Source organism: Rhizobium sp. GR12 (assembly GCF_036596185.1).
Classification (GTDB): Bacteria; Pseudomonadota; Alphaproteobacteria; order Rhizobiales; family Rhizobiaceae; genus Agrobacterium; species Agrobacterium nepotum.
The window spans coordinates 88,499-114,187 of sequence record NZ_JASXTH010000012.1 but is presented as its reverse complement, the minus strand read 5'-3'; the positions used below and the strand labels follow the sequence as shown (position 1 = coordinate 114,187).

Here is a 25,689-nt window from a genome sequence, read left to right as displayed (position 1 = left end):
GTAAAAAGCTGCTTCTTTTCATCGTTCCCCTCCCAAGGAAAAGGCACGGCAGGCTCCCGGCCGCCCTGCCGTTATTTTTTGTAGTTCACACGCCAGAAATCCTGCCAGCCTTCGCGCTTGTCGAGATCGTCGGCCGCCGTCGCGGCATCGAAAGCCATCAACTCGTCGAGATGATCGGCCACCCGTGAGGGTTCGTCTACCGGCAGGCCGATTTTCTTGTTGCCAGAGATTTTGCCGTCGACCGTCTGTGGCGCAATGCCCTCTTCCGTCATCAGATAGTGAAGGAAAAGCTTCGCCGCATTCGGGCTTTTGGTCTGCCCGGCAATCAGACCGAAGCCTGGGTAGAGGAAACCGGAAAACGGTTTGACACCGCTGCAAAGACCAAGCTTTAGTCCCTTGGCCTCATTGTCCCGATATTTCGCTGCCGAGGTTATGACGAAAAAGGGATCGGTCTGCCCCGGAGCGCCCGCCGCATCCGCAACCGTGCTCGAATCCGTCAGCAGCGGAGCGTTTTCTGCAAAGGCCTTCACCCAGGCGGCCGTCGCACTTTTTTCGCCTGTTTCCAGCTTCTTGCCGTAAAGGTTCTCATAGGCCTTGGCGACATCGGCATCGTGATGGGTTTCGATCTGGTTGAACCAGTCGGCATAAAGCGGCTTGTCGAACAGATCGAGCATGGCAAGCTTGCCCTTCCAACGCGGCTCCGTCAGTTGCCATATGTTGGTAACAGGGCATTTGTCGTATTTCTCGGTATTGTAGGTCCACACATGCGGATCCGAAACGACAACGAGCGGATCGCGCAGCTTCTGCGGAATGTCGCTTTCCATATCTGGCGGCGACCAGCTGGTGGCAATGCCTTCCGGCAGAAGTTCCCCCATGGCGGAAGCGACATCCGTTGCGACGCTGACATCGCCGACGACATTGCCGGCGCGATGTTCGCGGATCATCAACTCGACCTGCGTTGCCTCGTTCACTTTCTTGCCGCTCGCCTGCACGCCATATCTGGCGGTGAAGGCCTGCGCGGTATCGACGATCTTACCGGTCACCGCATAAACGGTGATGGGTTTTTCCTTCTTCGCGGCGTCGATGAGCGCATCGAGATTGAAGGCGTCCTGCGCATGGGCAGCACCGCCAAGCGCCAGCGAGAAGATGAGGGAGAGTGCAGAAGCCGCCATTCGCCGCTTCTGCTCGCCACCATATTGCTTCTTGGTCATGATATTCACTGCGTCGTCCCCCTTTATTTGTCGTAGCTCACGCGCCAGAAGTCCTGCCAGGTTTCGCGTGCGTCCCAGTCTTCCAGGCTGGTGGCCATGCTGTAGGGCAGAATGCGATCGAGCACGGCGCCGATGCCGGAAGGCTCGTTGGCGGGTAGTTTCACGTCTCTGTTGGTGGACATCTTGCCGTCGATCGCCTGCGGCGCGATGCCTTCGGCAGTCATGACGTAGTGGATAAACAGCTTTGCCGCATTCGGGCTGTCTGTGCCCTTGGTGATCAGGCCAACACCCGGATAAAGCCAGCCAATCCACGGCTTCAGCTCCTTGCAGAGGCCTAGTTTCATGCCCTTGTCGGCATTGTCGCGAAACTTTGCCGAGCTGATGAGGCCCATGAAGGGCTGCTTCTGGCCGGGCGTGCCAACGGCTTCGGCAGCCGCCGCATCGGCATCGGTCAGCAGCGGTGCGTTGGCGGCCAGCGCCTTGACCCAAGCCGCTGTCGCACTCGTCTCCGCTGTTTGAAGGTCCTTACCGTAAAGCGCCTTATAGGCGGCCTTCACCTCGCCATCGCCATGCTTGGCCATCTGGTTGAACCAGTCGACATAGGATGCCTTGCCGAGCGGATCCTGCATCGCCACCTTGCCCTTCCACTTCGGGTCGGTCAGTTCCCAGATGTTGGATACGGGGCATTTGTCGAAAAGCTCGGTATTGTAGGCCCAGACATTGGCACTGGTAACCACGGTGAGCGGATCCTGATATTCCGGTGGAATGTTGCCGGCGAGATCCGGCGGCAACCAGCTTTCGACAAAGCCCATCGGAATGAGCTGTGCCATCGCGGCCGGGGCATCGCTGATGATCGAGACGTCACCCTGAATATTGTTCGCCCGTGCCTCGCGGATGACCATCTCCAGCTGCGCGGACGCCTTTACCTTCGCCCCCTCCGCGCCCAGGCCATACTTCGCAGCGAAATTCTTCGCCATTTCCACGATCTTGCCGGTACTGTCATAGACGGTGATCGGTTTTTCCTTTTTTGCAGCCTCAATCAGAGCGTTGAGGTCGAAAGGCTCCTCCGCTTTCGCCACGCCGCCAAGCGTTGCCAGAATTGCCGTTGCGCACAGGAGACGGCCTTGGCCGCCCGTCATTTTCCGCTTCATACTGCTCCTCCTTCAGCAAGCGATTGTCAGTCTTTTCGTCGTTTTCAGTTGTAGCTACTGCTCCTCAGCACGGCGTCGGCTTCGGTGATCCGTTGCCCCTTGGCATCGAAGACATGCAGGGCGTCGGGCGGCACGTGGAAACACACGCGGTCGCCACTGTCGACGCGCGGCAAGGCATGGGTGGTCAGAAACAGTGTGTGGTTCTCGCTCCTCAATTCGAGAATCCAGCTGCCGCCTGTCGGAAGCACGCCGGTCACCGTCATCTCACCGAACAGGCTCCCCTGCGGCACATCCTCCGACCTTGCGACATAACCCATCGCCTCCGGGCGCATGCCGACCGAGGTGATGCCGCGCAACTGCGGATAACGCGTAGCAAAATAGGCCTCCGCATTGTCGGCGATATCAGACACACCGGGCTGGCCAAAGGTCAGGATATTGATCGGCGGGCTGCCGACGAATTCGGCGACGAAGCGGTTGGCCGGACGGTCGTAAATATCGTTCGGCGTGCCCATCTGCTGAAGGGTTCCCTCGTTCATGACGGCGATGGTCGTGGCAAGCGTCATGGCCTCCCACTGGTCATGCGTCACGAAAACGATGGTGGTCTTGAACTCCTTGTGCAGCCGCTTCAGCTCAGCGCGCATTTCCAGCCGCAGCCGGGCATCCAGGTTGGAAAGCGGCTCATCCAGAAGAAGCACGCCGGGATTGACGGCAAGCATGCGGGCCAGCGCCACACGCTGCTGTTGCCCCCCGGAAAGCTGAGAGGGATAACGGTCTCGATACTTGGCAATGTCGAGCGCCTGCATAACGCGCTCGACGCGTGCCTCCCGCTCGGCTTTCGGCAGCTTGCGCAGGCGCAGGCCGAAGTCGGTGTTACGCTCGATGGTAAGATGCGGCCAGAGTGCGTAGCTCTGGAAGACAAGGCCCATTTCGCGCTTTTCCGGCGGCACGAAGATGCCGTCGTTGACGGAGTCTATCACCCTGTCGCCGACGCGGATTTCACCGCCTGAGAGGTTTTCAAGGCCCGCGATCATGCGAAGCGTCGTGGTCTTGCCACAGCCGGAAGGGCCAAGAAGGCACATGAACTCGCCGTCGCGGATTTCGAGATCGAGATCGGAAACCGCATTTGCGGAATTCACGCCATAGTTCTTCTGCGCCCCGCGCAGGTTGATGGTAGGCATCAGCTTCCAAGTCCTTCTGCAAGATTTGTGCGGGTCAGTTTCTGGGCCAACAGAGTGCCGAAATAGGCGATACCGGCGATGATCAGCACCACGGCGTTTGCGGCCTGCGTATAGTGGTAATCGACCAGCCGCAGTGAATAGGTGGTCAGAACATCCGTGCTCGGCACCGCGAGGATCACGAAAAGGCTCAAGCCCTTGATGCCCGAGATGAAGGGCAGCAGAACCCCCGTCACCAGCGATCCCTTCTGGATCGGGATGACGATCGAGACCATGCGGCGGAACCAGCCTGCACCGGCAATCTGCGCCGCTTCTTCCGGGTCCTTTCCAAGCTGTGTCATGGCCGAGATACCGGCACGCGAGGCATAGGGCATCTGGTCGGCGATAAGCGCCAATATAAGGATTGTCACCGTGCCGTAGAGCGCCGGCATCGGCCCGCGCGGAACTGCAAAGAGGGATAGATAGGCGGCAGCAAAGGCGATGCCGGGCACGAGATAGGGCAGGAACGTGACCTGACGCAGATAGACCGACAGGGCGCGCACCGGCGTGCGGATGACAACATATCCGACCAGCAGGCCGAGGATGCCCGATGTAAGTGAGGCAAGGCCGACGATCATCATCGTATTTTTCGCGGCCGCCCAGAGATCGGGGCTCAGAAGAACGCCGGTCTGCAAGGCCACCGTGTTGAGATTGCTGCCAATCCAGTAGTCGAGCGTGAAATTGTCAAACGTGAATTTGGCCGGCATCTTCATGACGGTCGAGAGAGCGAGTGTGAGCAAAGGCAGACCGACGCTGAGAATGAAGACAGCGGCCGCAAAGCCCGTTGCCGGAAGACGCATTTTGCCGAGACGGCTTTGCCGGTTCATCGACCCCTTCGAGCCGATCGTCACGAAACGGCGGGCTTCGCGGACCAGGCGGGCATCGATCATCAGCGTGATGATGCCGATGAGCATGATTGAGGCCGCAACGACACCGGCGACACCGGTCTGGCGCGAGGCAATGCTGCGGAACAACGAAGTCGACAGGACTTCGAACTTCACGGGAAGGCCGAGAACATAGGGTACGCCGAATTCGCCAAGGCACTTTGCAAAGATCAGAACCATGGAAGACAGCAGCGCTGGGCGCATCAAGGGCAGGATGACTTGCATAGCCACCTGATACCGACGGGCACCGAGAATGCGGGCCGAATCCTCCAGCTGCGAGTCGAAGCGGCGGAGCGCCGAGCCGAACAGCAGGATGACGAAAGGTGTGTAATGCAGGGCAAGGATGATGGTGATCGGGAAGCGCCCATACGCCACCCAGTCCGGCGGTGTCAGCCCCATCGCTTCAAACCAGCCGGGCTGGCCGCCAACGGTGCGGTTCTTGAACAGCGTCGTCCAGGCGAGTGCGAAGGTCCATGCGGGCAGCATGTAGGGCACGATCAGTGCGGTCGCGAACCAGCGGCGACCGAACATATCCGTGCGGCTGATAAGCCAGGCAAGCACCGTGCCGATGACCAGCGAAAGCACAATCGCCCCCAAGGCAACGGTGAGTGTGTTGAAGAGCGGATGCCAGAAAAGATCCGTTGCGACAGGTGAGAAGAACGCCCTGTCAAGATAATAGAGCGTGAGGTCACCGACATCCTTGCCAAGACGCCGTTCGTGGCCGAACTGGACGCGCACGGCATCCAGAACGATCGAGATGATCGGAACGACGATCAGATAGGTGAAAAGCAGCGCCGTCAGCACGCCGATCAGCGTTGTCGGCTCCCTGAGCGCGACCTTGAGGCGATATCGCCAGGCCTGCCATGCCGAAGGCGCGGTCGCCGGGGGACGCCCCAGTGCCTCCGCCTTCGTTGATTCGCTTAAAAGAGCCATTATTCCTCCCCATATGGCCGCGACATTGCCCCGACACGCCGGCAAGCATGTGCCTGCGCGCAACCTGCGGGACAGGCGGCGCGTGCGTCGAACATGAGCAATGTGTCAATGCTTCAGCAGCGGGCACATGAGGCCCGCAAGCAACGATGATCCAGCTCCTCCCGGAAACATCGCCGGCAAGCAAATATGGAATAAATATTCCATATAACACTTGACCTTGGAATGCATGATCCATCCTAAGCGGCATTTTGTCAATGAAAAAATGCACACGCGATCATTGATTTATATATTTGTTTTTAAACGGTTTTATTGAAGGTGTTTTGCAAATTTTTATATCAAAGCAACAGCGATCATCTTTTCGCGCGGAATGAGAATGGAAAGGACGATATATTTACAGGCGAAAGCGAGAACCGCCTTTCCTCGACAAGAGCGCCTCGCACGTGAAATATTTCGATTGGAATAGTCGGCACGCTATGGCCTGTGATATCAGACATACGGTTTTGCAACGGGGGAGTTGAATGGCGAGAGGGTTCGTGACGGCCGAAGAGGTGGCGAAAAAGGCCGGGGTCTCGCGCTCCGCCGTTTCGCGCACCTTCACCCCCGGCGGCAGCGTATCGAAGGCCGTTCGGCGCAAGGTGTTGAAAGCCGCGCATGAACTTGGCTACCGCGTCAACCGTCTGGCCCAGGGCCTCAACAATGACCGATCCAATCTCATCGGTGTGGTTGGCGCCAATCTAAGCTCGCCGTTCATTTCGAAGCAGCTCGATCTTCTCAGCATCGGCCTTCTGCGTCGCGGCTTGCAATGCCTGCTGCTGAACGCGGCCGATGCACGCAAGGATATCGCGCCGCTGATTGAGCTGCTCTTCGAGTTTCGCGCCCAGGCCATCGTCGTTCTCTCCGGCGAGCCGCCGGCCTCGATCGTCGACGAGTGCATCGCCAATGGCGTGCGTCTCATCCTCATCAACCAGCGTCTCGACCGGACCGATACCAACATGGTGCTGAGCGACGATTCGCACGGCGCCGATCTCGCCGCCATGCGGCTTGTGGCGGCAAAATGCCGGAAGGTCGCGGTCGTTTCCAGCGGCAGCCAGACACCGGCACAGCTGCGCCGCGCCGGCGCCTTCACCCAGCGGATGACCATCGAGGGTATCGAGGTCGTTCCGTGGTCGGGCGGTCCGACGAGTTATGACAGCGGCTATCAGGCAGGCTGCGAGTTGCTGACGGACAAGACGATAGACGGTGCCTTCTGCGTAACCGATCTACTGGCACTCGGCTTCATGGATGCGGCCAGGCTGGAAATGGGTCGCCGGGTTCCGGAAGACCTGTCGATCGTCGGTTTCGACGATATTCCGCAAGCGGGCTGGAAAAGCTATCAGCTGACGACCGTTGCCCAATCCTTTGACGCACTGACCGAGAAGGTCCTGACCGCCCTCGACAGCGACGAGCCCGAGACCCGGCTTCAGGTCGTGCCCGTTGAAATGGTAGAGCGGATCACCGCGCGCTAGAAGAGCACTCTGGAAAACCACGCGCCGCTCGGCCGAATTGGCTTTAACCCGCCTGCTTGATCCGGCTTTCGATCAGGAGACCGCTTTCATCGAGGATCGGATGGGCGACGGCGGCGATATGGGCGTTGATGCGTTTCAGATCGCGCAGCATGTCGAGATGTACGGAGCTTGTCTGAATGCTGTCGGTCCGGCCGTCGCGCAGACGCTGGAGATGACGCTCCGATGACTGTTTTTCCAGCCGGCGCACATCTTCCTTCACCTCCACCAGCCGGCGGGCAAGGTCGGCATTACGGGTGGCAAAAACGGATTGCGCCATGCGGATATTGTCGAGCGTTATGGAGAAAAGACGTTCCAGCTCGCTTTTTCCGTCATCGGAAAATCTGAGACCGAGATTGATCTTCTTGGCGATTTCCGGGCGTATGCCCTTTTCGATGATATCGCCGATGTGTTCGAGATTGATGGCATATTCGACGATATCCATCGCGCGCCGCTGGTCCTTCTGGCACAATCCATCCTGGCTAACCTTCGAGACATAGACCTTGATAGCGTGCTGGATACTATCCACTCGACCTTCCAGCGTGCTGATACCGTTGAGTTTCGAAGGATCGCTGTCGCGCATGGCTTCACTTGCCTGACGCAGCATGCGCTCGATCAGGTCTCCGACCAGCATGACTTCGCGGCTTGCACCGGCAAGAGCAGCAACCGGCTGGCTCAGATCGTGACTGTCGAGATAGCTGCGGCCGCTTTCGGCGCCCTCTTTTTCCGGCAATAACACGGTCGTCACCCGCAGCAACAAAGGCGACAGCGGCCACGCTATCGCAGCGACCGCCAGATTGAAGAGGAGATGTGCATCAACCGCAAGATTGGTGTGGGAGAAAGGCGACATTTCGAGCAGTGCTGCGCCGTATCCGGCAAGAGGCAGGGCTGCGACACAGCCGGTCGTCCGGACGATGAGATTGCCGAGCGCCACCCGCCGGGCCGCCACCGGCGCCTTCAACGTCGCCAGTACCGGCGGAACCGCGCCGCCAAGATTGGCGCCGAGCACCAGCACGATGACGAGGCTCGTTTCGATGCCGCCGCTTGCCGCAAGCGACAGGATAAGGACGACGATGGCAAGGCTGGAAGATGCCAGCACGGCCAGCACCGCAGAAAATATCAACGCGACCGGCCGGGCATTTCCGAGCATGGAAATGAAGAGGTTAAGCGCCGGCGACTGCCTAATGGGATCTGTCGCCGCAGAAAGAAGATGCAGGGAAAGCAGCATCAGCCCCACACCGGCAAGGGCCGCACCGGCACCCTGCCGCTGCACCGACTTTCCACGCAACAAGATGACACCGGCAAGGATCAGCAGTGGCGACAGCCAGCCAAGACCGAGTGCAACAATCCACGCGGTGGTTGCGGTACCCACATTGGCGCCGAGCAGCACGATCTGCGCCATCGCGGGTGCGATGAGATCTTTTTCGACGAAGGAGGCAACCATCAGCGCCGTAGCTGTCGAACTCTGCAGGGCAATCGTCGCCACGAGGCCGGCGATGAAGGAGCGAAACCCGCCGCGCGTTCCGGCTGCTAGGCCGATGCGAAGCTTGGCGCCGAAGGCACGCGACATTCCATCCTTGATCTGCCCAAGCCCGAACAGCAGCAGCGCCACTGCACCGAACAGATTGATGCTGACAACGACCGATTCCACTAGATCACCTCGCCTGTCGTGCTTGCCGCCAATCGCCCTCGAGGGACCGTTGATCTGCCCCGTTCACATCGTCGATTGCGGCGAAAAACCTTCGGATTACACCGCAATGGATTGACGTTGTGGTGTGAGACGGAGTTGCAGATGCCGCAAACCGCCTTCTGCGCGATCGAGAAATAGTCCAAGGGCACCGAAGAAGATTTCGATAAAGCTCTTGACCGTACCATCGTGCTGATCGGGCTCGCGGCCAAAACGCTCCGCCAGCGCCCGATAAAGGGAAAGCCGTTGAGGCTCGATATGCGCGAGCGCCAGGCTCGCGCCCTGACGCAGGCAATACCAGTCGGCAATAAGCTCGAACATCGGCAGATCGCAGGACAGCCCGGCATCACGCGAGGCAAGGCTCTTTTCACCAAGCAGACCGATAACCTCGGACACGGTTTTATCCGCAATCGCCGCCACGATCCCGGCTGGCCATTCCTTGGTGAAATAACGATGCCTGATCAGCGCACGTTTGTGGCCAAGCAGGAAATCACCATAATTGCCGGCCGCAAATGCGCGGTCCTCGTCCTCGCCCGCAAGTGCAGTTTCCTGTGCATACCCCAGGCAAATGCGACTGTTTAGCGGTAGGGCGGCCATTTCCACCGTTTCGACGGAAATCTCGTGTTGCAAGGGATGGACGATCTTGAAGGCGGGCGGAAAGGCAACCAGAGACGGCACGGCGATATTGGTGAGCGATGTTTCCCCCTCCCCGCGCCGGGTTACGCCTTCCACGTGCAGGTGTCCGCTGAAATGGACCTGAAGCCCGGCCTCAACCAGTGCATCCTCAACCGCCTTGCGCGGTGTGCGGCGCACGACGTTGGTTTCGCCAAACAGCGCACTTTCGGCACCGCTTGCGCCATCGAAAGGATCGAGCGCCGGATAGTGGGAAAAACCAAGCAAAGTCTTACCACGCGCCTGCGCCCTCTCGCGCACATCGGCAATCCAGTCGATGACAAAGGGCTTGCAGCGCAAAAGTGCGTTCCAGCCGCCGGACGTACTGTCGGTAAAGGCCGCTTCCTCACCCCTCTCGAAAGAGCCGTCGAGCGGCTCGAAAATATTGGCGTCGATCATAAGCAGCCAGAGGCCCGGCTCCGGCTCAACCAGATAGGATGCGTCCATCAGCCGATAAACATTGCGTCCGTCCGGCGAACGCACCTCGTAAAGGCGGTCTTCCGCCGCATCGGAGAGCCCGAAAGGTGTTTCCCAATGCAGATAGTCCGGCTGACGGAAATAGCCGAAAGCCGCCATCGGCCTGAGGCCCGCGGGGTAGCCTTCGCAATACATACGGTCGCTGATTACCACCCGCTCACCGGCCCGCTGCGCATCGCTCGAAACGGAAAGGCATTTGCCGTTTTCCGTCAGGAACTCCTTGGTATGATGCCGGCCACGCGGACCGAAAATATCGTGATTGCCGGGCAGCGCATAAAAGGCGGTGCCGTGGGCATCGCGATGACGCTCCAGAATACCCTTCAGCGTTTCGGATGTCGCGCGCTGGCCGTCGTCGGTATAGTCGCCAAGCAGCACCACATGGCGAATGTCCCGCTTCCGCACTTCTTCGAGTGCGGCATACAGCGCATCGGCGCTTTCGTTGAAAACCCGGGTGGATTCGCGGGTATCCGACCAGCTGCGCATGGTGATGCGCTCCCCATCGACCTCTATGCCGGGAAAACCGAAATCGGCAGCAGTGTCATGGAAATGGGCGTCGGCAATGACGGCGACGGAGGGAAGCGTGCGTTTCAGCATGATTGGACAGTCTTTCTACCATCGACCATATCGATCCATTCCGAGGCACGGCGGGCGGCAGCATAAAGCATGGGTTTTGGCGTCTCGAACCATTCGTCAGGCCGCAATTCCCGCTTCATGCGGATCACGGCCAGTGCATCGTCGAGGGTGGGATAGAGGTTCGGCTGCTGCTTGTGCAGGAAAAGCGCCACCAGCGAGACCGAGCGGCTGCGACCGCTGCGGCAATTGACGAGTACATTGCCACCGTCGGGGAACGGATAGGTTTCGCGCTTCGGCATGGTCTGCCGCAACGCGCCGTCGAGAATATAATAAGCTCCCAGCATCATCGTGTCCGGGCTGCCTTCGCCATCGATAAGACCGAGCTTGTAATAACGGATATCGCCATAGCCCACGGCACGCCTGTCACCCTCTTCGGCCACCGCCTGAACGAGATTGATATCCAGATTGACGGCGCAATTGACGACGGTGGTGATGCCGTGCCGGCGCAGGAGCCCGAGGTCGCTCGCACCATCGCTGCCGCCGATATAGAGCGCGACGTTATGCGGGCCGAGCCCTTCAGCAATCAGGCTCATCGCGGGCCGGGCATAAACGGGTCCATCCATGTCATTCCTCCACATGCACCAAGCGCCCTTTACGGACGGGCGCTCGCCTAAATTCAGGCCGATATGGCGCGCTGCCGATCCGACGGCTGCCGCTTCGCCAAAGGTATCTTCGATGCCTGGCTGACGCCGCTCGCAACGCCACCGGCCGCGGCCAGCACCGGTCCGCCGTCTTCAAGACTACCAATTTCCAGGAAAGGGCAAACGTCGCCTCCAGCTTCGCTGACGAGTAGCAGTCCCGCAAGACAATCCCATGAATTCATGTGCAATTCGAGATAGGCATCGGAGCGGCCATCGGCCACGTAGGCAAGTGCCAACGCACCAGAACCGGCACGGCGCACATTGGTGCCCATATCGAGCAGGTTTTTGACAACATCGAGATAGATGGCATTCGCGATACGGGTAGACCAGCCCATTTCGATTGAGGCCGCATCAAAACGCTCCGTCTGCGCAACCCAGATAGGCTGTCCGTTGCGCGTCGCCCCCTCGCCGCGCCGGGCGAAATAAAGTTCGCCTAGAGCCGGATTATAGATCGCGCCGATTTCGGTTTGCCCGTTTTCGACATAGGCGATGGAGATGCAGAAATGCGGAATGCCGCGGGCAAAATTCGCGGTGCCGTCCACAGGGTCAACGACCCAGACGCGGTCGCCGATCACTCCGCCGCCCTCCTCGCCGAAAAAACTGTCCTCGGGAAAGCAAGCCGAGATCGCGCCGCGAATATGCGCTTCAGAGGCCGCATCCGTCACCGTCAGAAAGTCCTGCGGACCCTTCATCGAGAAGCTGCGTGTCGCCTCGCCCTGGAAGCCTTTCAGCACCAGTTCGCCGGCGGAAAGAATAACGCTGCGGCACAGTTCGGCACGGGCTGCCAACGTATCCGGATCAGGCATCAGGTCCATGCGAAATAACCATCTCTCAAATGATTGAACACGCGTTCATATTGCACACGCGTTCATTCTTTTCAAGCGCGATTTTTAACTGATTGTCTGCTCGATGTCATACCGGTCAATTTGTTTCCGGATAGCCAGTTTTTCGCAAGGTCATGCGGCGAGCGATGGAACGGTTTCGCATTGGAGGAGTTCCTGTCCTGTAACCCTAGCAGGAGGAAAAACAGTGGATCACACCAATCATGTACGCCTCGTCGAAACGGAACTGACCCCATCCGTGCTGGAAGGTGCGACCGTTTATGGCGCAGATGACCACAAGGTCGGCAAGGTCGATCATGTCCATGGCGTCGGGTCTGGCAGCACTGCGATCATCGACGTCGGCGGTTTTCTCGGCATCGGCGCAAAACCTGTCGCCGTCCCGCTCAGCGATCTCGATTTCATGCGGGACGAGGACGGCGATGTCCACGCGGTTACCTCATGGACGAAAGATCAGCTGAAGGAAATGCCTGAGCACCATCACTAATCTTCAGTCAAAGCCCGGCGAACAGCCGGACTGAAAATAACGACAAACCTCTCCCCATTCGGCCTTGGCTTGCTCGAGGATTTATGGAGGAGAGGTTTTCGTATTTTATCGGCGAAGGTTGCGGGACAAACTCCCGTCAGACGGCGAGGAACCCGCCGTCGATAGGCAACACCGCCCCGGAAATCATACCGCTATCATCCGACAGAAGCAGTGCGATGCTCTGCGCCACATCCTCGGCCTCAGCGAACCGCCTGAGCGGATGGCGGACCATCATCGGTTCGCTTTTCGCGGGATCGTTCCATGCTTCCGCAGCCAGTTCGGTAAGCGTGATGGTCGGCGCGACAGCGTTGACGCGAATGCCGTGCGGTCCGAGTTCTTTGGCGAGGACACGGGTTGCCCCTTCCAGCCCGGCCTTCGAGGCGGCGTAGCAGAGATGATCCTGAAAGCCGCGATGACCGGCAATCGAGGTGATGTTGACGATTGCACCGCCGCCGCCTTTTGCGATACGGGCGCGGGCGAATTCCTGGCATGTGACGAGAGCGGCGCGCAGGTTGATGCCCAACACGGCCTCATAACCTTCGTCGCTCATATCAAGCACGCTTTCGAGCACATTGACGCCCGCGCTGTTGATCAGAAAGTCGCACGGACCCGCCTGCGCCATCGCCGCCCGCGTTGCAGCAACATCGGCGAGATCGACGCGGATCGAGCGGCCGCCGATTTCGCTTTTCAGGCTGTCGAGGTCGGACTGGGTCCGGCTGATTGCCACGACTTCAGCGCCGCGTGCAGCCATCAGGATGGCGCAGGCACGGCCAATACCCTTTCCTGCGCCGGTGATGATGACGGATTTTCCGGAAAACTGCATGGAATCCTCTTTATTTTGCGGCCATGGCGGCCGGACGATATAGGCTTGTGGCGCTTCAGGAATGGTTTGCGGAACGAATGGCGCGTGCCGCATTTTGCAACGCCAGAAACGCTTCGTACCGAGACTGGTGCGCCTGCTGGAACGCGGCGTCCGGCATGGAGCATTTGGCGATACGCGACATGGCGGGCATGGCGGAAATCAGGTCGGGATAGGTCCCGGCGGCAACCGCGCCGAGCATCGCCGATCCGAGCAGCACAGGCTCCTCGCATTCGCTCAGTTCCACGGGAAATCCCGTTGCATCCGCCAGCAACTGTCTGGCAAGCGGATGGGCGCCCGCTCCGCCGCTGACACTGATCGTTTCCACCGGAGCGCCATGGCGCGCCTGCGTCTCGATGATCTGGCGAAGCCCGTAACCCAGGCCGAGAAGCCCCGCCACATAAAGTGCGACAAGGGAATCCACACCCGTCTCGGTGCCGTAACCGGCGATGACGGCCCGCGCATGGGGATCGGCGAAGGGCGCGCGGTTGCCGAGGAATTCCGGCACAACATGAAAATTATCGGCAATCCGCACGGCTGCGGAAGGGGATGCGACCGATGCCAGCGCGCGGTCGGCCAGCCATGCGGGCAATGATTTGCCTTCTCTTTCGGAAAGCGCTTTCGCCTCGGCAAAGGCCGGGTGCAATTGCACCAGATAATCGATGGCGGCACCGGCGGCGGATTGACCACCCTCATTGAGCCATACGCCGGGAACCATGGCGGAATAATAGGGACCCCAGACACCCGGCACGAAAGCGGGTTTGGCAGTGGTCGTCATGGTGCACGAAGAAGTGCCGAAGACATAACCAAGGCATCGCGAGGCGTCGCCGCCCGCAGCCACTGTCCCCACACCGCCGGCGTGGGCGTCGATCAGACCGGCGGCAACGGCGGTTCCTGCAACCAGCCCCATGGCTTTTGCGGCTTCGTCCGTCAATCCTTCGCCTAACGCCGTGCCGGGATGGACGACGCTTTCACCGATGCGGCGAAAACCTTGCTCCGCCAGATCGCCAAGCCCAATGGCGCTGAAATAATCCGCGTCCCAACGCTCTTCATGGGCGAGATAGGTCCATTTGCAGGTTACCGTGCATGCGGAGCGATCGAGTGCGCCAGTGGCTTTCCAGGTGAGGAAGTCGGTCAGGTCGAAGAAGTGTTCTGTACACGCATAGATGTCCGGCCTGTTTTCGCGAAGCCATAGCAGCTTCGGCGTCTGCATTTCCGGGGAAATCCGGCCGCCGACATATTTGAGAACAGCATGTTCGCCCGCATTGATCCGTTCCGCCTGTTCGACGGCCCGGTGATCCATCCAGACGATGATGTCGCGCTCTGGATGATCCGGTGCGCCAACCGGCAAGGTCTCATTATCAGGCCCGCGCACCACGAGCGAGCAGGTGGCATCAAAACCGATGCCAGCTACGGCTGCCGGATCGATGCCGGCGTGCGAGACACTTTCCCGCACGCTGTCGCAAACGGCTTTCCAGACCTCATCGCTCGATTGTTCGGCAATGCCGCCATCCTCGCGGTGCATCGTGATCGAGCGCTTGGCGGTGGCCAGAAGCTTGCCCGCCACATCGAAGACACCGGCGCGTGCGGAGCCGGTCCCGACATCGACGCCAATCAGGTAGGAAGCCATTTTCGATATACTCCTTGCGACAGGCGATTATACGCGGTCGAAATTGGTGGGTAGTACCAGCATGTCGCGGATGGTGACGGTGCGCTTGCGGGTCAGCATATAGACCACCGCATCCGCCACTTCACTCGCATCGATGAGGCTACCCGATTCCTTCGCCTTGCGGAGATTTTCCTCCGGCCAGTCTGCCAGAAGTGCAGAAACAACCGGACCGGGAGAGACCTGTCCGACGCGCACACCATGCGGGATCATCTGGCGGCGCATGCCCTGTACGAAGCTGGTGATCGCCCATTTCGAACCCGAATAGACCGGCTCCCAATAGGTCGGGAAATGTCCGGCGATCGAGCAGGTGACAATGATGTCACCGGTCTTGCGCTCCGACATGTGCGGCACGACGGCTTGTACGTTCTTCATCACGGCATTGACGTTGAGGTTCAACATCTTGTCGATGGCTTCGGGCGTCGTCTCGGTGAGGTCGCCGCCGATATAGGTGCCGGCATTGCAGTAGAGAATGTCGATGTGGTCGACCTTCTTCAGGATTTCCGGGATCATGGCGTTGCAGCTATCCGCATCCAGCAGGTTGGTGACCTGCGGGATGGCGCGCTTACCGAGTTTGCCGGCAAGTTCATTCAAGGCTTTCTCGTTCCAGTCGACCATCACCACGGTCGCGCCGTTTTCCAGCAGCGCCTCGGTGGTGGCGAGACCGATACCGGATGCGGCGCCGGTGATGACCGCAATCTTGCCTTGCAGCGATTCAGACATTTAATTCTCCTGCGTTTTTAAAGATGTTTTGAGCCGGCTCAGCGCCATTCGCGCCCGATATAGATGGCAAGCAGGATGATGGCGCCCTTGATGACGTCCTGCAGATACGGGTTGATACCCACGAGATTGAGACCGTTATTGAGGATGCCGAGCAGCACCGCGCCGATAAGCGTGCCGAGGATCAGGCCCCTGCCCCCCGCAATCGCCGTGCCGCCGAGAACGACGGCCGCGATGGCGTCCAGCTCGAAGCCGACACCCGCATTGGGCTGGCCGCTCATCAGCCGGCCGGTCAGGATGAGGGCGGCAAGGGCTGCCGTCACGCCCGAGATGCCATAAACGGCAAGCTTGACGCGCCGGGTCTTGACGCCGGAAAGGCGCGCCGCCAGCTCGTTGCCGCCGAGCGCGTAGACGTGGCGGCCGAAGGCCGTGCGCTGCAAAAGCACCCAGGCCACGGCATAAATCACCACCATGATGATAACAGGCACCGGAACGACGCCGATACGGCCAACGCCGAACCAGGAAATCCAGCTGGGAATGCCGCTGACCGGATAGCCGCCGGAATAGATGAGGCCGAGGCCGCGCGCCATGCCCATGGTTGCAAGCGTGACGATGATGGCCGGCATCTTGCCCCAGGCGACAAGCGCGCCGTTGAAGATACCAATGCCCAGTCCGATGAACAGCCCCGCCGGCAAGGCGAGCGCGGCAGGCAGGCCGGTATTCACCATCAGGCCGGCCGATAATGTGCCAACCAGCGCCATGACCGCACCGACCGACAGATCGATGCCGCCGGTCAGGATGACGAATGTCATGCCGACGGCCAGAATGCCGACGACGGAAACCTGTCGCAGCACGTTCATGATGTTGTTCACGCTGAAGAAATTGTCGCTCGCAAGCCCCATCAGGATCGATACGACAATCAGGCCCGCCAAAGGCAGGGCCAGCGGTGAGCGCAGCACGCTGCCCAGACCAAAACCGCTCGTTTTCGCGGCAACGCCGGTATTTGCATCAAGCGACATGTTCAACCCTCCCGGTGGTGGCATTTGTCATTATTGTTTCAGAATTGATATCCGCGCCCTCGACGGTGGCGACGATGCCGCCGGAACGGAATACGCAGACGCGATCCGACATGCCGATCACTTCCGGCAGTTCCGAGGAGATCATGATGATCGAATAGCCCTTGGCGGCGAATTCGCGCATCAGCGCGTAGATTTCCGCTTTTGCGCCGACATCGATGCCGCGTGTCGGCTCATCGAAGATCAGAACGCGCATGTCGTGGTTCAGCCAGCGGGCGATGACGATCTTCTGCTGGTTGCCGCCGGACAACGTATCCACCCTGGCATAGGGTCCCTGCGCCTTGACCTGCACCTGCGCCATGGCTTTTGTGGTGTGCTCCAGCTCTTTTTTCAGGTCGATGAACCAGTGAGCCTTGGGGTACTTGCGATAATTGTTGAGGGAAATGTTCTGCAGGATGGAGAAGCTTGTAATCAGCCCCTCCTCCTTGCGGCTTTCCGGCAGCAGGCCGATGCCGCGCGCCAAAGCCTCGTCCGGTCCGGAAAACCGCGTTTCCACACCATCCACCCTGAGCTTGCGACGAGAGGCGGAATGCGCGCCGAGCATGGCGAGCGCCGTCTCCGTGCGTCCCGAACCGACAAGACCGGCAAAGCCGAGTATTTCGCCTTCCCGCAGGAAAAAGTGCGAGATCGGGCCGCCTTTTTTCAGTTGAAGCTCTTCAACCTCGATCACCTTGCGCGCGGAGACATCGATGTCAGGTTTCGGTGGAAAGCTGGCCTCGATGCGCCGGCCAACCATCATCTCCACCAGACGGTCATTATCGACCTCCGAGGTCAGGCAGGAACCGATGAGTTCGCCATCGCGCAGCACGGTGATGCGGTCGCAGATCTCGAATATTTCCTCGAGGTGATGGGAAATGAAGATGATCGCAACGCCCTGACGCCGCAGCTCGCGCATGACCTTGAAAAGATGCTCGGTCTCGGACGGAGTGAGCGTCGCCGTCGGCTCATCGAGAACGAGAATGCGGGCATCGAGCGAAAGCGCCTTGGCGATTTCCACGAATTGCTGCTGGGCGACAGAAAGGCGGTGCACGGGAACGTCGAGCGGAACGTCCACGGCCAGACGGCTCATGATCTCGGCTGCCCGCTTGCGCATGGCGCCTTTGTTCAACAGGCGCAGCGGCCCACGAATTTCGCGGGCAAGAAACATGTTTTCGACCGCATCGAGATAGGGGATCAGGCTGAATTCCTGAAACACGATGCCGATACCGGCGGCGATCGCCTCGTCATAATTGGCGAAACGGCGATCCGTTCCGTCGATGCGGATCGTGCCTTCCGACGGTTGCAAAATGCCGCACAGGATCTTCATCAATGTAGACTTGCCGGCGCCGTTCTCTCCCAGAAGCGCATGCACCTCGCCGGGGCGCGCTTGCAGGTTAACGCCACGCAGGACCTCGATCTTGCCGAAGCTTTTTCTTATTCCATTCAGTTCCAGCATTTCACCCTCCTCGATAGTCGGGACATATCCCGCCCCCGCACAAGGCGGGGACGGGACCTGGGGAGGAATTCTTACCAGCTGAAATCGCCGGCGTTCTTGCTATCAACGACCATGACGTCGATCGGCACTTCCTTCGGAACGACACGGGCGCCCCACTTCTGGGCAAGCGCCATGGCAAGACCGACGCGCACCTGATCGCGCGGGAACTGCGCGGTCGTCTCGATGAAGGGCGTACCATCGGCAATCGCCTTCACCGCTTCCGGAGCGCCGTCAACCGAAGTCAGCTTGATGTCCTTGCCCGAGCCCTGGATTGCGGCCAGCGCGCCCATGGCACCGCCATCATTCACCGAGAAGATGCCGGCGAGGTTCGGACGGGACTGGATCATGTTTTCGACAACGCCGAGAGCAACGGAGCGATCCTGGCGGCCATTCTGCGTGTCGACAAGCTTGATGTCGGCAAATTCGGCAAGCGCTGCCTTGCAGCCTTCGACGCGCTGGAGGATCGGCACGACAGGAATACCGTCGAGGATCGCGACCTCACCCTTGCCGCCAATGGCTTCACCGAGATATTTGCACGACTTGTAACCCGCGTCACGGTTCTTGGAACCGACGAAGGTATCGACCGGACCGTTGGCGTTGGCGTCAACGGCAACAACAGTCACACCGGCCGCCTTGGCGGCATGCACGGCCGCCTCGATGCCGGCGCTGTCGGTCGGGTTCAGAAGCAGGATATCGATCTTCTGCTGCAGCATGTCTTCAACGTCGGAAATCTGCTTTGCCACATCGTGGCCAGCATCGGTCACGATCACCTCGGCGCCGATGCTTGCGGCAGCTTCCTTCAGCGCTTCCTGCATCGACACGAAATAGGGGTTGTTAAGCTCCTGGAACGTCATGCCGATCTTCAGCTTTTCCTGCGCCAGCGCCGGAGCGGCCATCATGGCGATTGCGGCTGTCGCCATCAGCAATTTCGATTTCGTTTTCATTGTAACTTCCTCCCGTTTGGAAATCTGGGCAATAAGAGCCCGTTTCCGGACAGTCCTCTGCCCGAATTGGTGAAAAATCCGCGATGTATCTTTGGTTTAATCGGCCATGACCGCTGCCTTCTGGGCCGCGAATATGGTCCGGAACCTCGATGGCGACATTCCCTTCAGTTTCAGGAAATGCCTGTTGAAATTCGAAAGGTTTGAAAAGCCCACGTCGTAGCAGACTTCCGCCACCTTCACGTCCTGATCCACCAGAAGCATCTGGCAGGCCAGATCGATACGCAGTTGATTGCGATAGCGCACCAAAGTCGTTCCCGTATGGCGCTTGAAGGCACGGGAAAAGGCACTGGGGCTCTGGCCGACCATGTCGGCCAGATCGATTTCCTCGACCTGTTCGGTCAGGTGCTGGCGCAGATGCGACAGGGCGCGGTTGATGCCACTGTCGCCGATCCCCGCCAGATCAAGCTCGTAACTCAGGCTTGCCAGCACCTCAGGGGCCGGAGCGTTGGTGAGCAGGTCGAGAATTTCCCAGAAAAGCGCAAGCCGTCTCAACCCCTGCGCCTCAATCAACCGCAGCATCAGCGGGCGAACACGGTCGCTCGTCTCATCGTCAAACAGAATGCCGCGGCGGCTGCGGTCCAGCAGGGCTCGCACCACCTCCATCTCGGACATGGACGTGCAGGCATCCTCGATAAAAGCTTCTGGAAACTGGATGACGAGAGAACGCGTGGGCACGATCTCGTCCGGCTCGATTTCGCTAATCCAGTTCTGGGGGAGATTGGGACCAGTCATGATAAGCTGGCCTGGGCCGAAACGACCGACGAAATCGCCGATGTAAAACGTGCCTGACGTCGCCACAACCAGATGAATTTCATATTCGGGATGGTAATGCCAACGCACCGTGCGGAACGGATAGCCATGCCGCCAGGCGGCGAAAGATTCGCCCTTGCGGATATGTACCAGTTCCAGATCGGGCTGCATCGATGTTCCTCCCACCGGTCACGTCCGCCGTATTCGCGGAGCGAGGCCATTCCTCTATGGCTCGTCCCAGGCGTTGATAGGGAGCATACGGCTTACCGCGCATTTACTTCCACCTCATGCCGGGGAAATTGCCGATACTTTTTTGACTGTTTTTTGTCAGAAATTGAAGAGTGGCACGCATGGGCGGATAACAAAGCCTGCGGTTACGCCGATTATTTTGCGCAGATGAGCGTCATACGCCCAGAAAACACGCATCTCAAAAAGTGAATTGATGATTTTTGAGAGCGCAACCTGTCGATCACCGGCAGGTTGCGCTTATACTTTTCCGAGGGGTATCTGCCGCTCCTGCATCGGCAGGCGATCGGCCGGAAGGGCTTATTGCGGCATCAGAATCTGCAGTTTCACGTCCGTTTCCCTTGCCTCTACCGCACGGTCAAAACCGGCGATGCTGTCTTCGAAGGGAATGCTTGCGGAAATCAGCGGTTTCAGATCGACCTTGCCGGACGCGATGAGAGCGACCGCACGATCATAAACATTGGCATAGCGGAAAACCGTCTCCACCCGCAGCTCTTTTGCCTGCAGGCCGACGATATCGACCGGCACCGGATCGACAGGCATGCCAACGAGGACGATCGCGCCGCCGGGCCGCGCCAGTTTCGCCATGCCGAGCACGGCGGGTGCAGCGCCCGAGCATTCGAAAACGACATCGCAGCCCCAGCCGTCCGTCGCATCAGCCACGGCTTGCGACAGGTCCCGTTCACGGATGTTGACGGTTTCGATACCGTCATAAGCGGCAATGATATCAAGCTTCGGCTGGGCAAGATCGGCAACGATCACCTTTGCGCAACCGCCCGCCAGTGCGGCCAGCGCAACCATCATGCCGATCGGGCCAGCGCCCGTCACCACTGCGACATCGCCGGGCTGGATACGCGCCCGGAGCGCCGCCTGCATGCCGATGGCAAAGGGTTCGACCATGGCGCCTTCGGCAAAGGAAACGTTGTCGGGCAACTTGTATGTAAAGGCGGCGGGATGAATGACTTCCGGCGTCAGGCAACCATGGACGGGCGGTGTCGCCCAGAAGCTGACGGCCGGATCGACATTGTATATACCAAGCTTTGAAGCGCGCGATGTCGGGTCGGGAATGCCCGGCTCCATGCAGACGCGGTCGCCCGCCTTCAGATGCGTCACCTCGGCACCGGTTTCGATCACTGTTCCGGAAGCTTCATGGCCCAGCACCATCGGCGCTTTCACGACGAAATGGCCGATTTTGCCATGCGTATAATAATGGACGTCCGAACCGCAAATCCCGACCGTATGGGTGCGGATGCGCACATCCTTCGGTCCGAGCTTGCCGGGAATGTCGAACTCCCTGAGCGCGAGCTTTCCTTTTTCTTCCAGCACCAGTGCTTTCATCTCATCCTCCGAAGTTTGCGAAAGGCCTTACAGCGAATTCAAACAGCGTGATGTCGTGTAACTTCGGCAAAAGTAAACAGAAATCCGCCTGACCGGCCGGTTTTTCTTCAAGAGGGAAAAACTGTATCGAGGCACCCGCGATTTCTCATCATCCACGGTGCACCAAGGTTTTTAAGGGGGGCGGAAAGGAGCGCTTGATTCGCCTGCCGCATTTCACGGATCATGGCCGGGCAAAATTCCGCCGGGCAACTTGGCCCGAGCCGCTCACATCTTTTCGCCGGGCAACCGGCTCGCCTGCTTCACCCAGTCGGAGAACTGCGTTTCGTCGAACGCACCTTCATGGATATCGAGGTAACGAACTTTCGGATGCTTGGACGCACCGGGCGGCAGAGGCTGCAACGATGCGCCGTTGAGGAAGGTAACTTTGATATATTTCGTAAAACAATGAAGGCTTAGGAACCAGAAGTCGTCCTCCATCCCGTAAAAGGGCGAGTTCCACTTCACGGCCTTGCGCACACCGGGAACAATGCCTTCGATCAATGCGTCGGTACGGCTCCCGACCGCACTCTTCCAGCCCGGCATGGCCGCGATATAGGCCCGCACCGGCGCATCGCCGTATCCCTTGGCAATCTGGGGATTGCCACCTGAAAGGAGCTTCGGTGTCGCAGCCGGCGGCTCGGCACCGGCAATGTCATCGGCTTCGTCCAACGTCTTGTCGCCCATCACGCTTACCCTCCCGATGTTGCGCGATCAGAAAGCCTATGCCGATTTCAAGCCTAGGCAAAAGGAAAAGTTCCCGCTGGACGATGGCCAGTACCGAGCCGCAAGGGCACACCATGGCGGTGCGCCCTTGCCGCATTCCGTTAGGTCGCCGGGTTACTTGATCGTCTTGATCGGCTCCTTCGGAGCCGGATCAAAGCCGACGAGAGTGCTGGTGAGTTTGGCATAGGTGCCGTCGGCATTCATGTCCGCGAGCGCCTTGTTGACCGCTTCGACGAGGTTCGGCTTGCCCATCTTGAAGGCGAAACCCTTCTGCACGTGGCTGACATAATCGTCGGTCATCTTGAGTGGCATGTTGGCCGACTCGATGGCATAGGCAGCCGCGATCGAATCGGTGATGACCGCATCGACATTGCCATTGACGAGGTCCTGCATGGCATCGGATTCGGCCTTGTAGCCCTTGACCGTAGCGCCCTTGTCCTCGGCGATCTTTGTCCAGCTGGAAGCGACGAGTGCGCCAACGGTCTGGCCCTTGATGTCCGCAGCGCTCGCAATCTTGCTGTCCTTGGCGGTAACCACGCGGCCACCGGATTCAAGCCAGCCATTTGAGAAGGTCACCTGTTTCTGGCGTGCTTCGGTGATGTCCATCGCGGCGCTGATGACATCGTACTGGTCAGCCTGAAGACCGACGAGCAGCGAATCCCACTTGATCAGAACAGGCGTGTATTCGAGTTTCAGGCGCTTGGCGACCTCCTGCATCACGCGGATTTCCAGACCGTCGAGCTTGCCGTCCGGCGCACGCATGCTGAACGGAGCGTAGGTACCTTCGGTGGCAACCATCAGCTTGCCGGACTCCAGCAGTTCGAGGTCGGCAGCATTGGCGATGGAATTGATGGCGAGGCCGGCAAAGGCGACAGCGGCCACGAGCAAGGACTTCAGTTTCATGTTTCAGTTCCCTTTATTATTGATGGAGAATTATGTCGTTCGCAGTCTTTTATGTCGGTAATGTTCAACGCCGCGAGATGGATCGTCGGGAGGCGAGGACGAGTATCACCCGGATCACCCCAGGTTGGCATAACGGCGTTCCAGCCACGAGGCGACGAAGGTGAGGATCGTGGTCAACACCAGATAGATGACCGCGACCGCGATATAGAATTCGAAGGGCCGGAAGGTCGAAGCGATCAGGGTCTGCGCATAGAGCGTCAGTTCCACGACGGTGATGGTCGACAGAAGCGAGGTGTTTTTTAGTGTCGAGATCGCCTCATTGGTGATCGAGGGCAGGATGATGCGAAAAACCTGCGGCAGGATGATTGTGCGCATTGTTTCCGCCGGGTTGAACCCGAGGGCGAGTGCCGATTCCGTCTGCCCGCGCTGGATCGCCGTCAGGCCGCCACGAACGATCTCGGCGACATAGGCACCGCTGTTGATACCAAGCGCGATGACGCCTGCCGTGAACGGGGAAAGCCGGATGCCGAGCTGCGGCAGGCCGAAATAGATGAGGAACACCTGGATCAGGGTCGGCGTGCCGCGAATGAACCAGATGTAGAAGCCGGCGGCCATGCGCACGGCCCTCCAGTCGGAACGCTGCGCCAGCGCTGCCACCAGGCCGCAGACCCAGCTGACGGCGATGGTAAGGATGGTGATGCCGAACACAGTCCAGGAGGCTTCCAGAAATCCGGGGCCGTAAATCTTGATCTCGTCGAAGAAATTTACCATCACGCCCGCGTTCCCTGTCCGCTGTCGTTGGAAATGGCATGACCGACCTTGTCATGCAGGATGCGGTGCAGGAATTGTTGCAGCCTTTCACTTTCAGGATGCCGCAGAATGTCCGGCGAACCCTGTTCGGCGACTACGCCCTTGTCGAAGAACAGCACCCGCGACGAGACATCGCGGGCAAAGGCAATTTCGTGCGTCACCAGCAGCATCGTCATGCCTTCCGAGGCAAGTGAGGCCATCAGCACCAGCACTTCGTGCACCAGTTCCGGGTCGAGCGCAGAAGTCACTTCGTCGAACAGCATCAATCGCGGCTTCATCGCCAACGCCCGGGCAATTGCCACACGCTGCTGCTGGCCGCCGGAAAGCCGCGCGGGGTAGCTATGGCGCTTTTCGAAAAGCCCTATCCGCGACAGAAGCGCTTCCGCTTCCTCAACGGCTCGCGCCCGCGGCAGCTTCAATAACTTTGTCGGCGCATGGGTGACGTTTTCGAGCACCGTCATGTGCGGCCAGAGATTGTAACTCTGAAACACCATGCCGACGCGGGCACGCAGCGACTGCAATTGTACCGGCGTCGGGAAGAAGCGCGAATCCGGGCGAAAATCGAAAGACAGGCCCTCGAACTCCATGAATCCCGATTGCGGCATTTCCAGTGCGTTGATCGAGCGCAGAAACGTGCTCTTGCCCGAACCGCTGGCGCCGATGATCGATACGACCTCGCCTGCCGCAACATCGAGCGAAACGCCCTTGAGCACCTCGTTGTCACCAAAGCTCTTACGGATTTCGCGCAGCTTCAGAAGCGGGTCGCTCATTGGGTTTCCTCCAATGGGAACGCGTTGGTGATGCACACGGCAACATCCTTCGGCGCGCGGGAAGCGCCGTTGATCGGCGTGATGTCCTGTGGACAGGCTGACAGCACGAGGACGAGATCCATGTCCGCCCGCACCACCACATAATCGCCGGCAGCCGTTGCCGGCGGCACGCGATCCACGGTTCCGTCCGGCCCGACAGGAACATTCATGAACAGGTTGAGGGAGGCTGGCGTGAAGCCAAGCACGCCATTCGCCTGCGCCAGCGCTTCGTGGAAATTGTCGGTGCAGCTGCGGTGATATTCAGCGCATCCGAGTTCCTGATAGAGTTCCTTGCTGCAAGGGCATAGCAATGTGTCATGCCGAACCCCGGCACTGTCGGCCACCATAGTCAGCATGGAACGCCGGCGCGAACTCTGGACGCTCATGCCCTCGGTGAAGAAGATGTTGCTGTTGACCGAGCGGGTGTGATCCATCGACGAGACCTCGAAAGGATCGCTTTCGGAAAGCGCCCAGGTATCGACGACCTGATTCCCGTGGATATTGGCGATGCGGGCGAATTGCCCGGCCTTCATCCGAAATGCGCGTCCCTGACTTGCGGGTACAGCCTGTGTTTCCAAATTCATTCCAACTTGTTTTCTCGGGTACGAACTGCGCCAGATCCGGAAGGCATCGGCAGGTGATCGAACTCGCATGTCTTCAGTTTCACCAAGCCTATTCAGTATACCAATGGAATTCAAGTAGTGAATTCAAGAATTTAAGCATATAAAACAGACATGTTGATCGTAAATTGGGCAACATTGGCGTTCTTTTCGTGCATACGATGCGAATATCAGCAGGCATCTCGCAACGGCATCATCACGATGCCTGCATCCGGTTGACGCAAGAATACTGTCGGTGTACCG

At 59.3% G+C, this 25,689-nt stretch carries 23 protein-coding genes; 2 read left to right on the top strand and 21 right to left on the bottom strand.

Annotated features, from left to right (window positions below; genetic code table 11):
• Positions 1-71 precede the first annotated feature (71 nt).
• From QSK43_RS20655 to QSK43_RS20640, 4 genes are all read right to left on the bottom strand, one after another.
• On the bottom strand, positions 72-1,172 hold the full coding sequence (locus QSK43_RS20655) for an ABC transporter substrate-binding protein (RefSeq protein ID WP_442967868.1): 1,101 nt from the start codon (positions 1,170-1,172) through the stop codon (positions 72-74).
• Positions 1,173-1,234: 62 nt separating this feature from the next.
• Positions 1,235-2,362, bottom strand: a complete 1,128-nt coding sequence (locus QSK43_RS20650; protein WP_332305041.1) for an ABC transporter substrate-binding protein — start codon at positions 2,360-2,362, stop codon at positions 1,235-1,237.
• Positions 2,363-2,406: 44 nt separating this feature from the next.
• On the bottom strand, positions 2,407-3,540 hold the full coding sequence (locus tag QSK43_RS20645) for an ABC transporter ATP-binding protein (protein WP_332305040.1): 1,134 nt from the start codon (positions 3,538-3,540) through the stop codon (positions 2,407-2,409).
• Positions 3,540-5,393, bottom strand: coding sequence for an ABC transporter permease (locus QSK43_RS20640; RefSeq protein ID WP_332305039.1), 1,854 nt, complete (start codon positions 5,391-5,393; stop codon positions 3,540-3,542). Before QSK43_RS20640 ends, QSK43_RS20645 begins: the two co-directional genes overlap by 1 nt.
• Before the next feature lie 518 nt (positions 5,394-5,911).
• On the opposite strand from QSK43_RS20640, the gene QSK43_RS20635 reads away from it, so the two are divergent.
• Positions 5,912-6,898: a LacI family DNA-binding transcriptional regulator gene (locus tag QSK43_RS20635; RefSeq protein ID WP_332305038.1), complete on the top strand. Its 987-nt coding sequence runs from the start codon at positions 5,912-5,914 to the stop codon at positions 6,896-6,898.
• A 43-nt stretch (positions 6,899-6,941) separates the two neighbouring features.
• On the opposite strand, the gene QSK43_RS20630 is transcribed toward QSK43_RS20635, so the two are convergent.
• From QSK43_RS20630 to QSK43_RS20615, 4 genes are all read right to left on the bottom strand, one after another.
• Positions 6,942-8,585, bottom strand: coding sequence for a Na/Pi cotransporter family protein (locus QSK43_RS20630; protein WP_332305037.1), 1,644 nt, complete (start codon positions 8,583-8,585; stop codon positions 6,942-6,944).
• A gap of 96 nt (positions 8,586-8,681) precedes the next feature.
• The gene (locus QSK43_RS20625; RefSeq protein WP_332305036.1) at positions 8,682-10,364 is read right to left on the bottom strand and encodes a metallophosphoesterase family protein; all 1,683 of its coding nucleotides are present in this window, start codon (positions 10,362-10,364) and stop codon (positions 8,682-8,684) included.
• The gene (locus QSK43_RS20620) at positions 10,358-10,966 is read right to left on the bottom strand and encodes a dual specificity protein phosphatase family protein (protein ID WP_332305035.1); all 609 of its coding nucleotides are present in this window, start codon (positions 10,964-10,966) and stop codon (positions 10,358-10,360) included. The genes QSK43_RS20625 and QSK43_RS20620 overlap by 7 nt, the downstream gene beginning before the upstream one ends.
• Before the next feature lie 53 nt (positions 10,967-11,019).
• A complete protein-coding gene (locus QSK43_RS20615) occupies positions 11,020-11,859 on the bottom strand; it encodes an inositol monophosphatase family protein (protein ID WP_332305034.1) in 840 nt (279 codons plus the stop codon).
• Between the two features lie 214 nt (positions 11,860-12,073).
• Between QSK43_RS20615 and QSK43_RS20610 the strand changes: the two genes are divergently transcribed.
• Positions 12,074-12,370 carry a PRC-barrel domain-containing protein gene (locus tag QSK43_RS20610; protein ID WP_332305033.1) on the top strand — a complete coding sequence of 99 codons (297 nt, stop codon included), beginning with the start codon at positions 12,074-12,076 and terminating at the stop codon, positions 12,368-12,370.
• Between the two features lie 136 nt (positions 12,371-12,506).
• On the opposite strand, the gene QSK43_RS20605 is transcribed toward QSK43_RS20610, so the two are convergent.
• The 13 genes from QSK43_RS20605 to QSK43_RS20545 all read right to left on the bottom strand — a co-directional run bounded on the left by QSK43_RS20605 (position 12,507) and on the right by QSK43_RS20545 (position 25,410).
• Positions 12,507-13,232 (bottom strand): SDR family oxidoreductase, encoded by a 726-nt coding sequence (locus QSK43_RS20605; RefSeq protein ID WP_045020210.1) that lies wholly within the window; start codon positions 13,230-13,232, stop codon positions 12,507-12,509.
• Positions 13,233-13,287: 55 nt separating this feature from the next.
• Positions 13,288-14,898 (bottom strand): FGGY-family carbohydrate kinase, encoded by a 1,611-nt coding sequence (locus tag QSK43_RS20600; protein WP_332305032.1) that lies wholly within the window; start codon positions 14,896-14,898, stop codon positions 13,288-13,290.
• Between the two features lie 27 nt (positions 14,899-14,925).
• The gene (locus tag QSK43_RS20595; RefSeq protein ID WP_332305031.1) at positions 14,926-15,657 is read right to left on the bottom strand and encodes an SDR family oxidoreductase; all 732 of its coding nucleotides are present in this window, start codon (positions 15,655-15,657) and stop codon (positions 14,926-14,928) included.
• A 38-nt stretch (positions 15,658-15,695) separates the two neighbouring features.
• The gene (locus QSK43_RS20590) at positions 15,696-16,673 is read right to left on the bottom strand and encodes an ABC transporter permease (RefSeq protein ID WP_045019995.1); all 978 of its coding nucleotides are present in this window, start codon (positions 16,671-16,673) and stop codon (positions 15,696-15,698) included.
• Positions 16,663-18,165 (bottom strand): sugar ABC transporter ATP-binding protein, encoded by a 1,503-nt coding sequence (locus tag QSK43_RS20585; RefSeq protein ID WP_332305030.1) that lies wholly within the window; start codon positions 18,163-18,165, stop codon positions 16,663-16,665. The genes QSK43_RS20590 and QSK43_RS20585 overlap by 11 nt, the downstream gene beginning before the upstream one ends.
• 71 nt (positions 18,166-18,236) lie before the next feature.
• On the bottom strand, positions 18,237-19,148 hold the full coding sequence (locus QSK43_RS20580) for an ABC transporter substrate-binding protein (RefSeq protein WP_332305029.1): 912 nt from the start codon (positions 19,146-19,148) through the stop codon (positions 18,237-18,239).
• 96 nt (positions 19,149-19,244) lie between these two features.
• The gene (locus tag QSK43_RS20575; RefSeq protein WP_332305028.1) at positions 19,245-20,129 is read right to left on the bottom strand and encodes an AraC family transcriptional regulator; all 885 of its coding nucleotides are present in this window, start codon (positions 20,127-20,129) and stop codon (positions 19,245-19,247) included.
• A gap of 375 nt (positions 20,130-20,504) precedes the next feature.
• Positions 20,505-21,542: an NAD(P)-dependent alcohol dehydrogenase gene (locus tag QSK43_RS20570; RefSeq protein WP_332305027.1), complete on the bottom strand. Its 1,038-nt coding sequence runs from the start codon at positions 21,540-21,542 to the stop codon at positions 20,505-20,507.
• A gap of 264 nt (positions 21,543-21,806) precedes the next feature.
• Positions 21,807-22,265 (bottom strand): DUF1801 domain-containing protein, encoded by a 459-nt coding sequence (locus QSK43_RS20565; RefSeq protein WP_332305026.1) that lies wholly within the window; start codon positions 22,263-22,265, stop codon positions 21,807-21,809.
• Between the two features lie 153 nt (positions 22,266-22,418).
• Positions 22,419-23,207 (bottom strand): transporter substrate-binding domain-containing protein, encoded by a 789-nt coding sequence (locus QSK43_RS20560; protein ID WP_332305025.1) that lies wholly within the window; start codon positions 23,205-23,207, stop codon positions 22,419-22,421.
• 114 nt (positions 23,208-23,321) lie between these two features.
• Positions 23,322-23,978, bottom strand: coding sequence for an amino acid ABC transporter permease (locus QSK43_RS20555; protein ID WP_332305097.1), 657 nt, complete (start codon positions 23,976-23,978; stop codon positions 23,322-23,324).
• On the bottom strand, positions 23,978-24,787 hold the full coding sequence (locus QSK43_RS20550) for an amino acid ABC transporter ATP-binding protein (protein ID WP_332305024.1): 810 nt from the start codon (positions 24,785-24,787) through the stop codon (positions 23,978-23,980). The genes QSK43_RS20555 and QSK43_RS20550 overlap by 1 nt, the downstream gene beginning before the upstream one ends.
• Positions 24,784-25,410: an urea carboxylase-associated family protein gene (locus tag QSK43_RS20545; protein ID WP_332305023.1), complete on the bottom strand. Its 627-nt coding sequence runs from the start codon at positions 25,408-25,410 to the stop codon at positions 24,784-24,786. The genes QSK43_RS20550 and QSK43_RS20545 overlap by 4 nt, the downstream gene beginning before the upstream one ends.
• Between the last annotated feature and the right edge of the window lie 279 nt (positions 25,411-25,689).

What these genes read in the sequence shown, in the direction of transcription:
- QSK43_RS20600 (WP_332305032.1), bottom strand. Translation starts at nt 14,898, where the DNA reads ATGGCTTCCTACCTGATTGGCGTCGATGTCGGGACCGGCTCCGCACGC.
- QSK43_RS20650 (WP_332305041.1), bottom strand. Translation starts at nt 2,362, where the DNA reads ATGAAGCGGAAAATGACGGGCGGCCAAGGCCGTCTCCTGTGCGCAACG.
- QSK43_RS20585 (WP_332305030.1), bottom strand. Translation starts at nt 18,165, where the DNA reads ATGCTGGAACTGAATGGAATAAGAAAAAGCTTCGGCAAGATCGAGGTC.
- QSK43_RS20645 (WP_332305040.1), bottom strand. Translation starts at nt 3,540, where the DNA reads ATGCCTACCATCAACCTGCGCGGGGCGCAGAAGAACTATGGCGTGAAT.
- QSK43_RS20655 (WP_442967868.1), bottom strand. Translation starts at nt 1,172, where the DNA reads ATGGCGGCTTCTGCACTCTCCCTCATCTTCTCGCTGGCGCTTGGCGGT.
- QSK43_RS20545 (WP_332305023.1), bottom strand. Translation starts at nt 25,410, where the DNA reads ATGAATTTGGAAACACAGGCTGTACCCGCAAGTCAGGGACGCGCATTT.
- QSK43_RS20575 (WP_332305028.1), bottom strand. Translation starts at nt 20,129, where the DNA reads ATGCAGCCCGATCTGGAACTGGTACATATCCGCAAGGGCGAATCTTTC.
- QSK43_RS20580 (WP_332305029.1), bottom strand. Translation starts at nt 19,148, where the DNA reads ATGAAAACGAAATCGAAATTGCTGATGGCGACAGCCGCAATCGCCATG.
- QSK43_RS20605 (WP_045020210.1), bottom strand. Translation starts at nt 13,232, where the DNA reads ATGCAGTTTTCCGGAAAATCCGTCATCATCACCGGCGCAGGAAAGGGT.
- QSK43_RS20595 (WP_332305031.1), bottom strand. Translation starts at nt 15,657, where the DNA reads ATGTCTGAATCGCTGCAAGGCAAGATTGCGGTCATCACCGGCGCCGCA.
- QSK43_RS20565 (WP_332305026.1), bottom strand. Translation starts at nt 22,265, where the DNA reads ATGGGCGACAAGACGTTGGACGAAGCCGATGACATTGCCGGTGCCGAG.
- QSK43_RS20570 (WP_332305027.1), bottom strand. Translation starts at nt 21,542, where the DNA reads ATGAAAGCACTGGTGCTGGAAGAAAAAGGAAAGCTCGCGCTCAGGGAG.
- QSK43_RS20555 (WP_332305097.1), bottom strand. Translation starts at nt 23,978, where the DNA reads ATGGTAAATTTCTTCGACGAGATCAAGATTTACGGCCCCGGATTTCTG.
- QSK43_RS20590 (WP_045019995.1), bottom strand. Translation starts at nt 16,673, where the DNA reads ATGTCGCTTGATGCAAATACCGGCGTTGCCGCGAAAACGAGCGGTTTT.
- QSK43_RS20615 (WP_332305034.1), bottom strand. Translation starts at nt 11,859, where the DNA reads ATGGACCTGATGCCTGATCCGGATACGTTGGCAGCCCGTGCCGAACTG.
- QSK43_RS20640 (WP_332305039.1), bottom strand. Translation starts at nt 5,393, where the DNA reads ATGGCTCTTTTAAGCGAATCAACGAAGGCGGAGGCACTGGGGCGTCCC.
- QSK43_RS20560 (WP_332305025.1), bottom strand. Translation starts at nt 23,207, where the DNA reads ATGAAACTGAAGTCCTTGCTCGTGGCCGCTGTCGCCTTTGCCGGCCTC.
- QSK43_RS20550 (WP_332305024.1), bottom strand. Translation starts at nt 24,787, where the DNA reads ATGAGCGACCCGCTTCTGAAGCTGCGCGAAATCCGTAAGAGCTTTGGT.
- QSK43_RS20635 (WP_332305038.1), top strand. Translation starts at nt 5,912, where the DNA reads ATGGCGAGAGGGTTCGTGACGGCCGAAGAGGTGGCGAAAAAGGCCGGG.
- QSK43_RS20625 (WP_332305036.1), bottom strand. Translation starts at nt 10,364, where the DNA reads ATGCTGAAACGCACGCTTCCCTCCGTCGCCGTCATTGCCGACGCCCAT.
- QSK43_RS20620 (WP_332305035.1), bottom strand. Translation starts at nt 10,966, where the DNA reads ATGGATGGACCCGTTTATGCCCGGCCCGCGATGAGCCTGATTGCTGAA.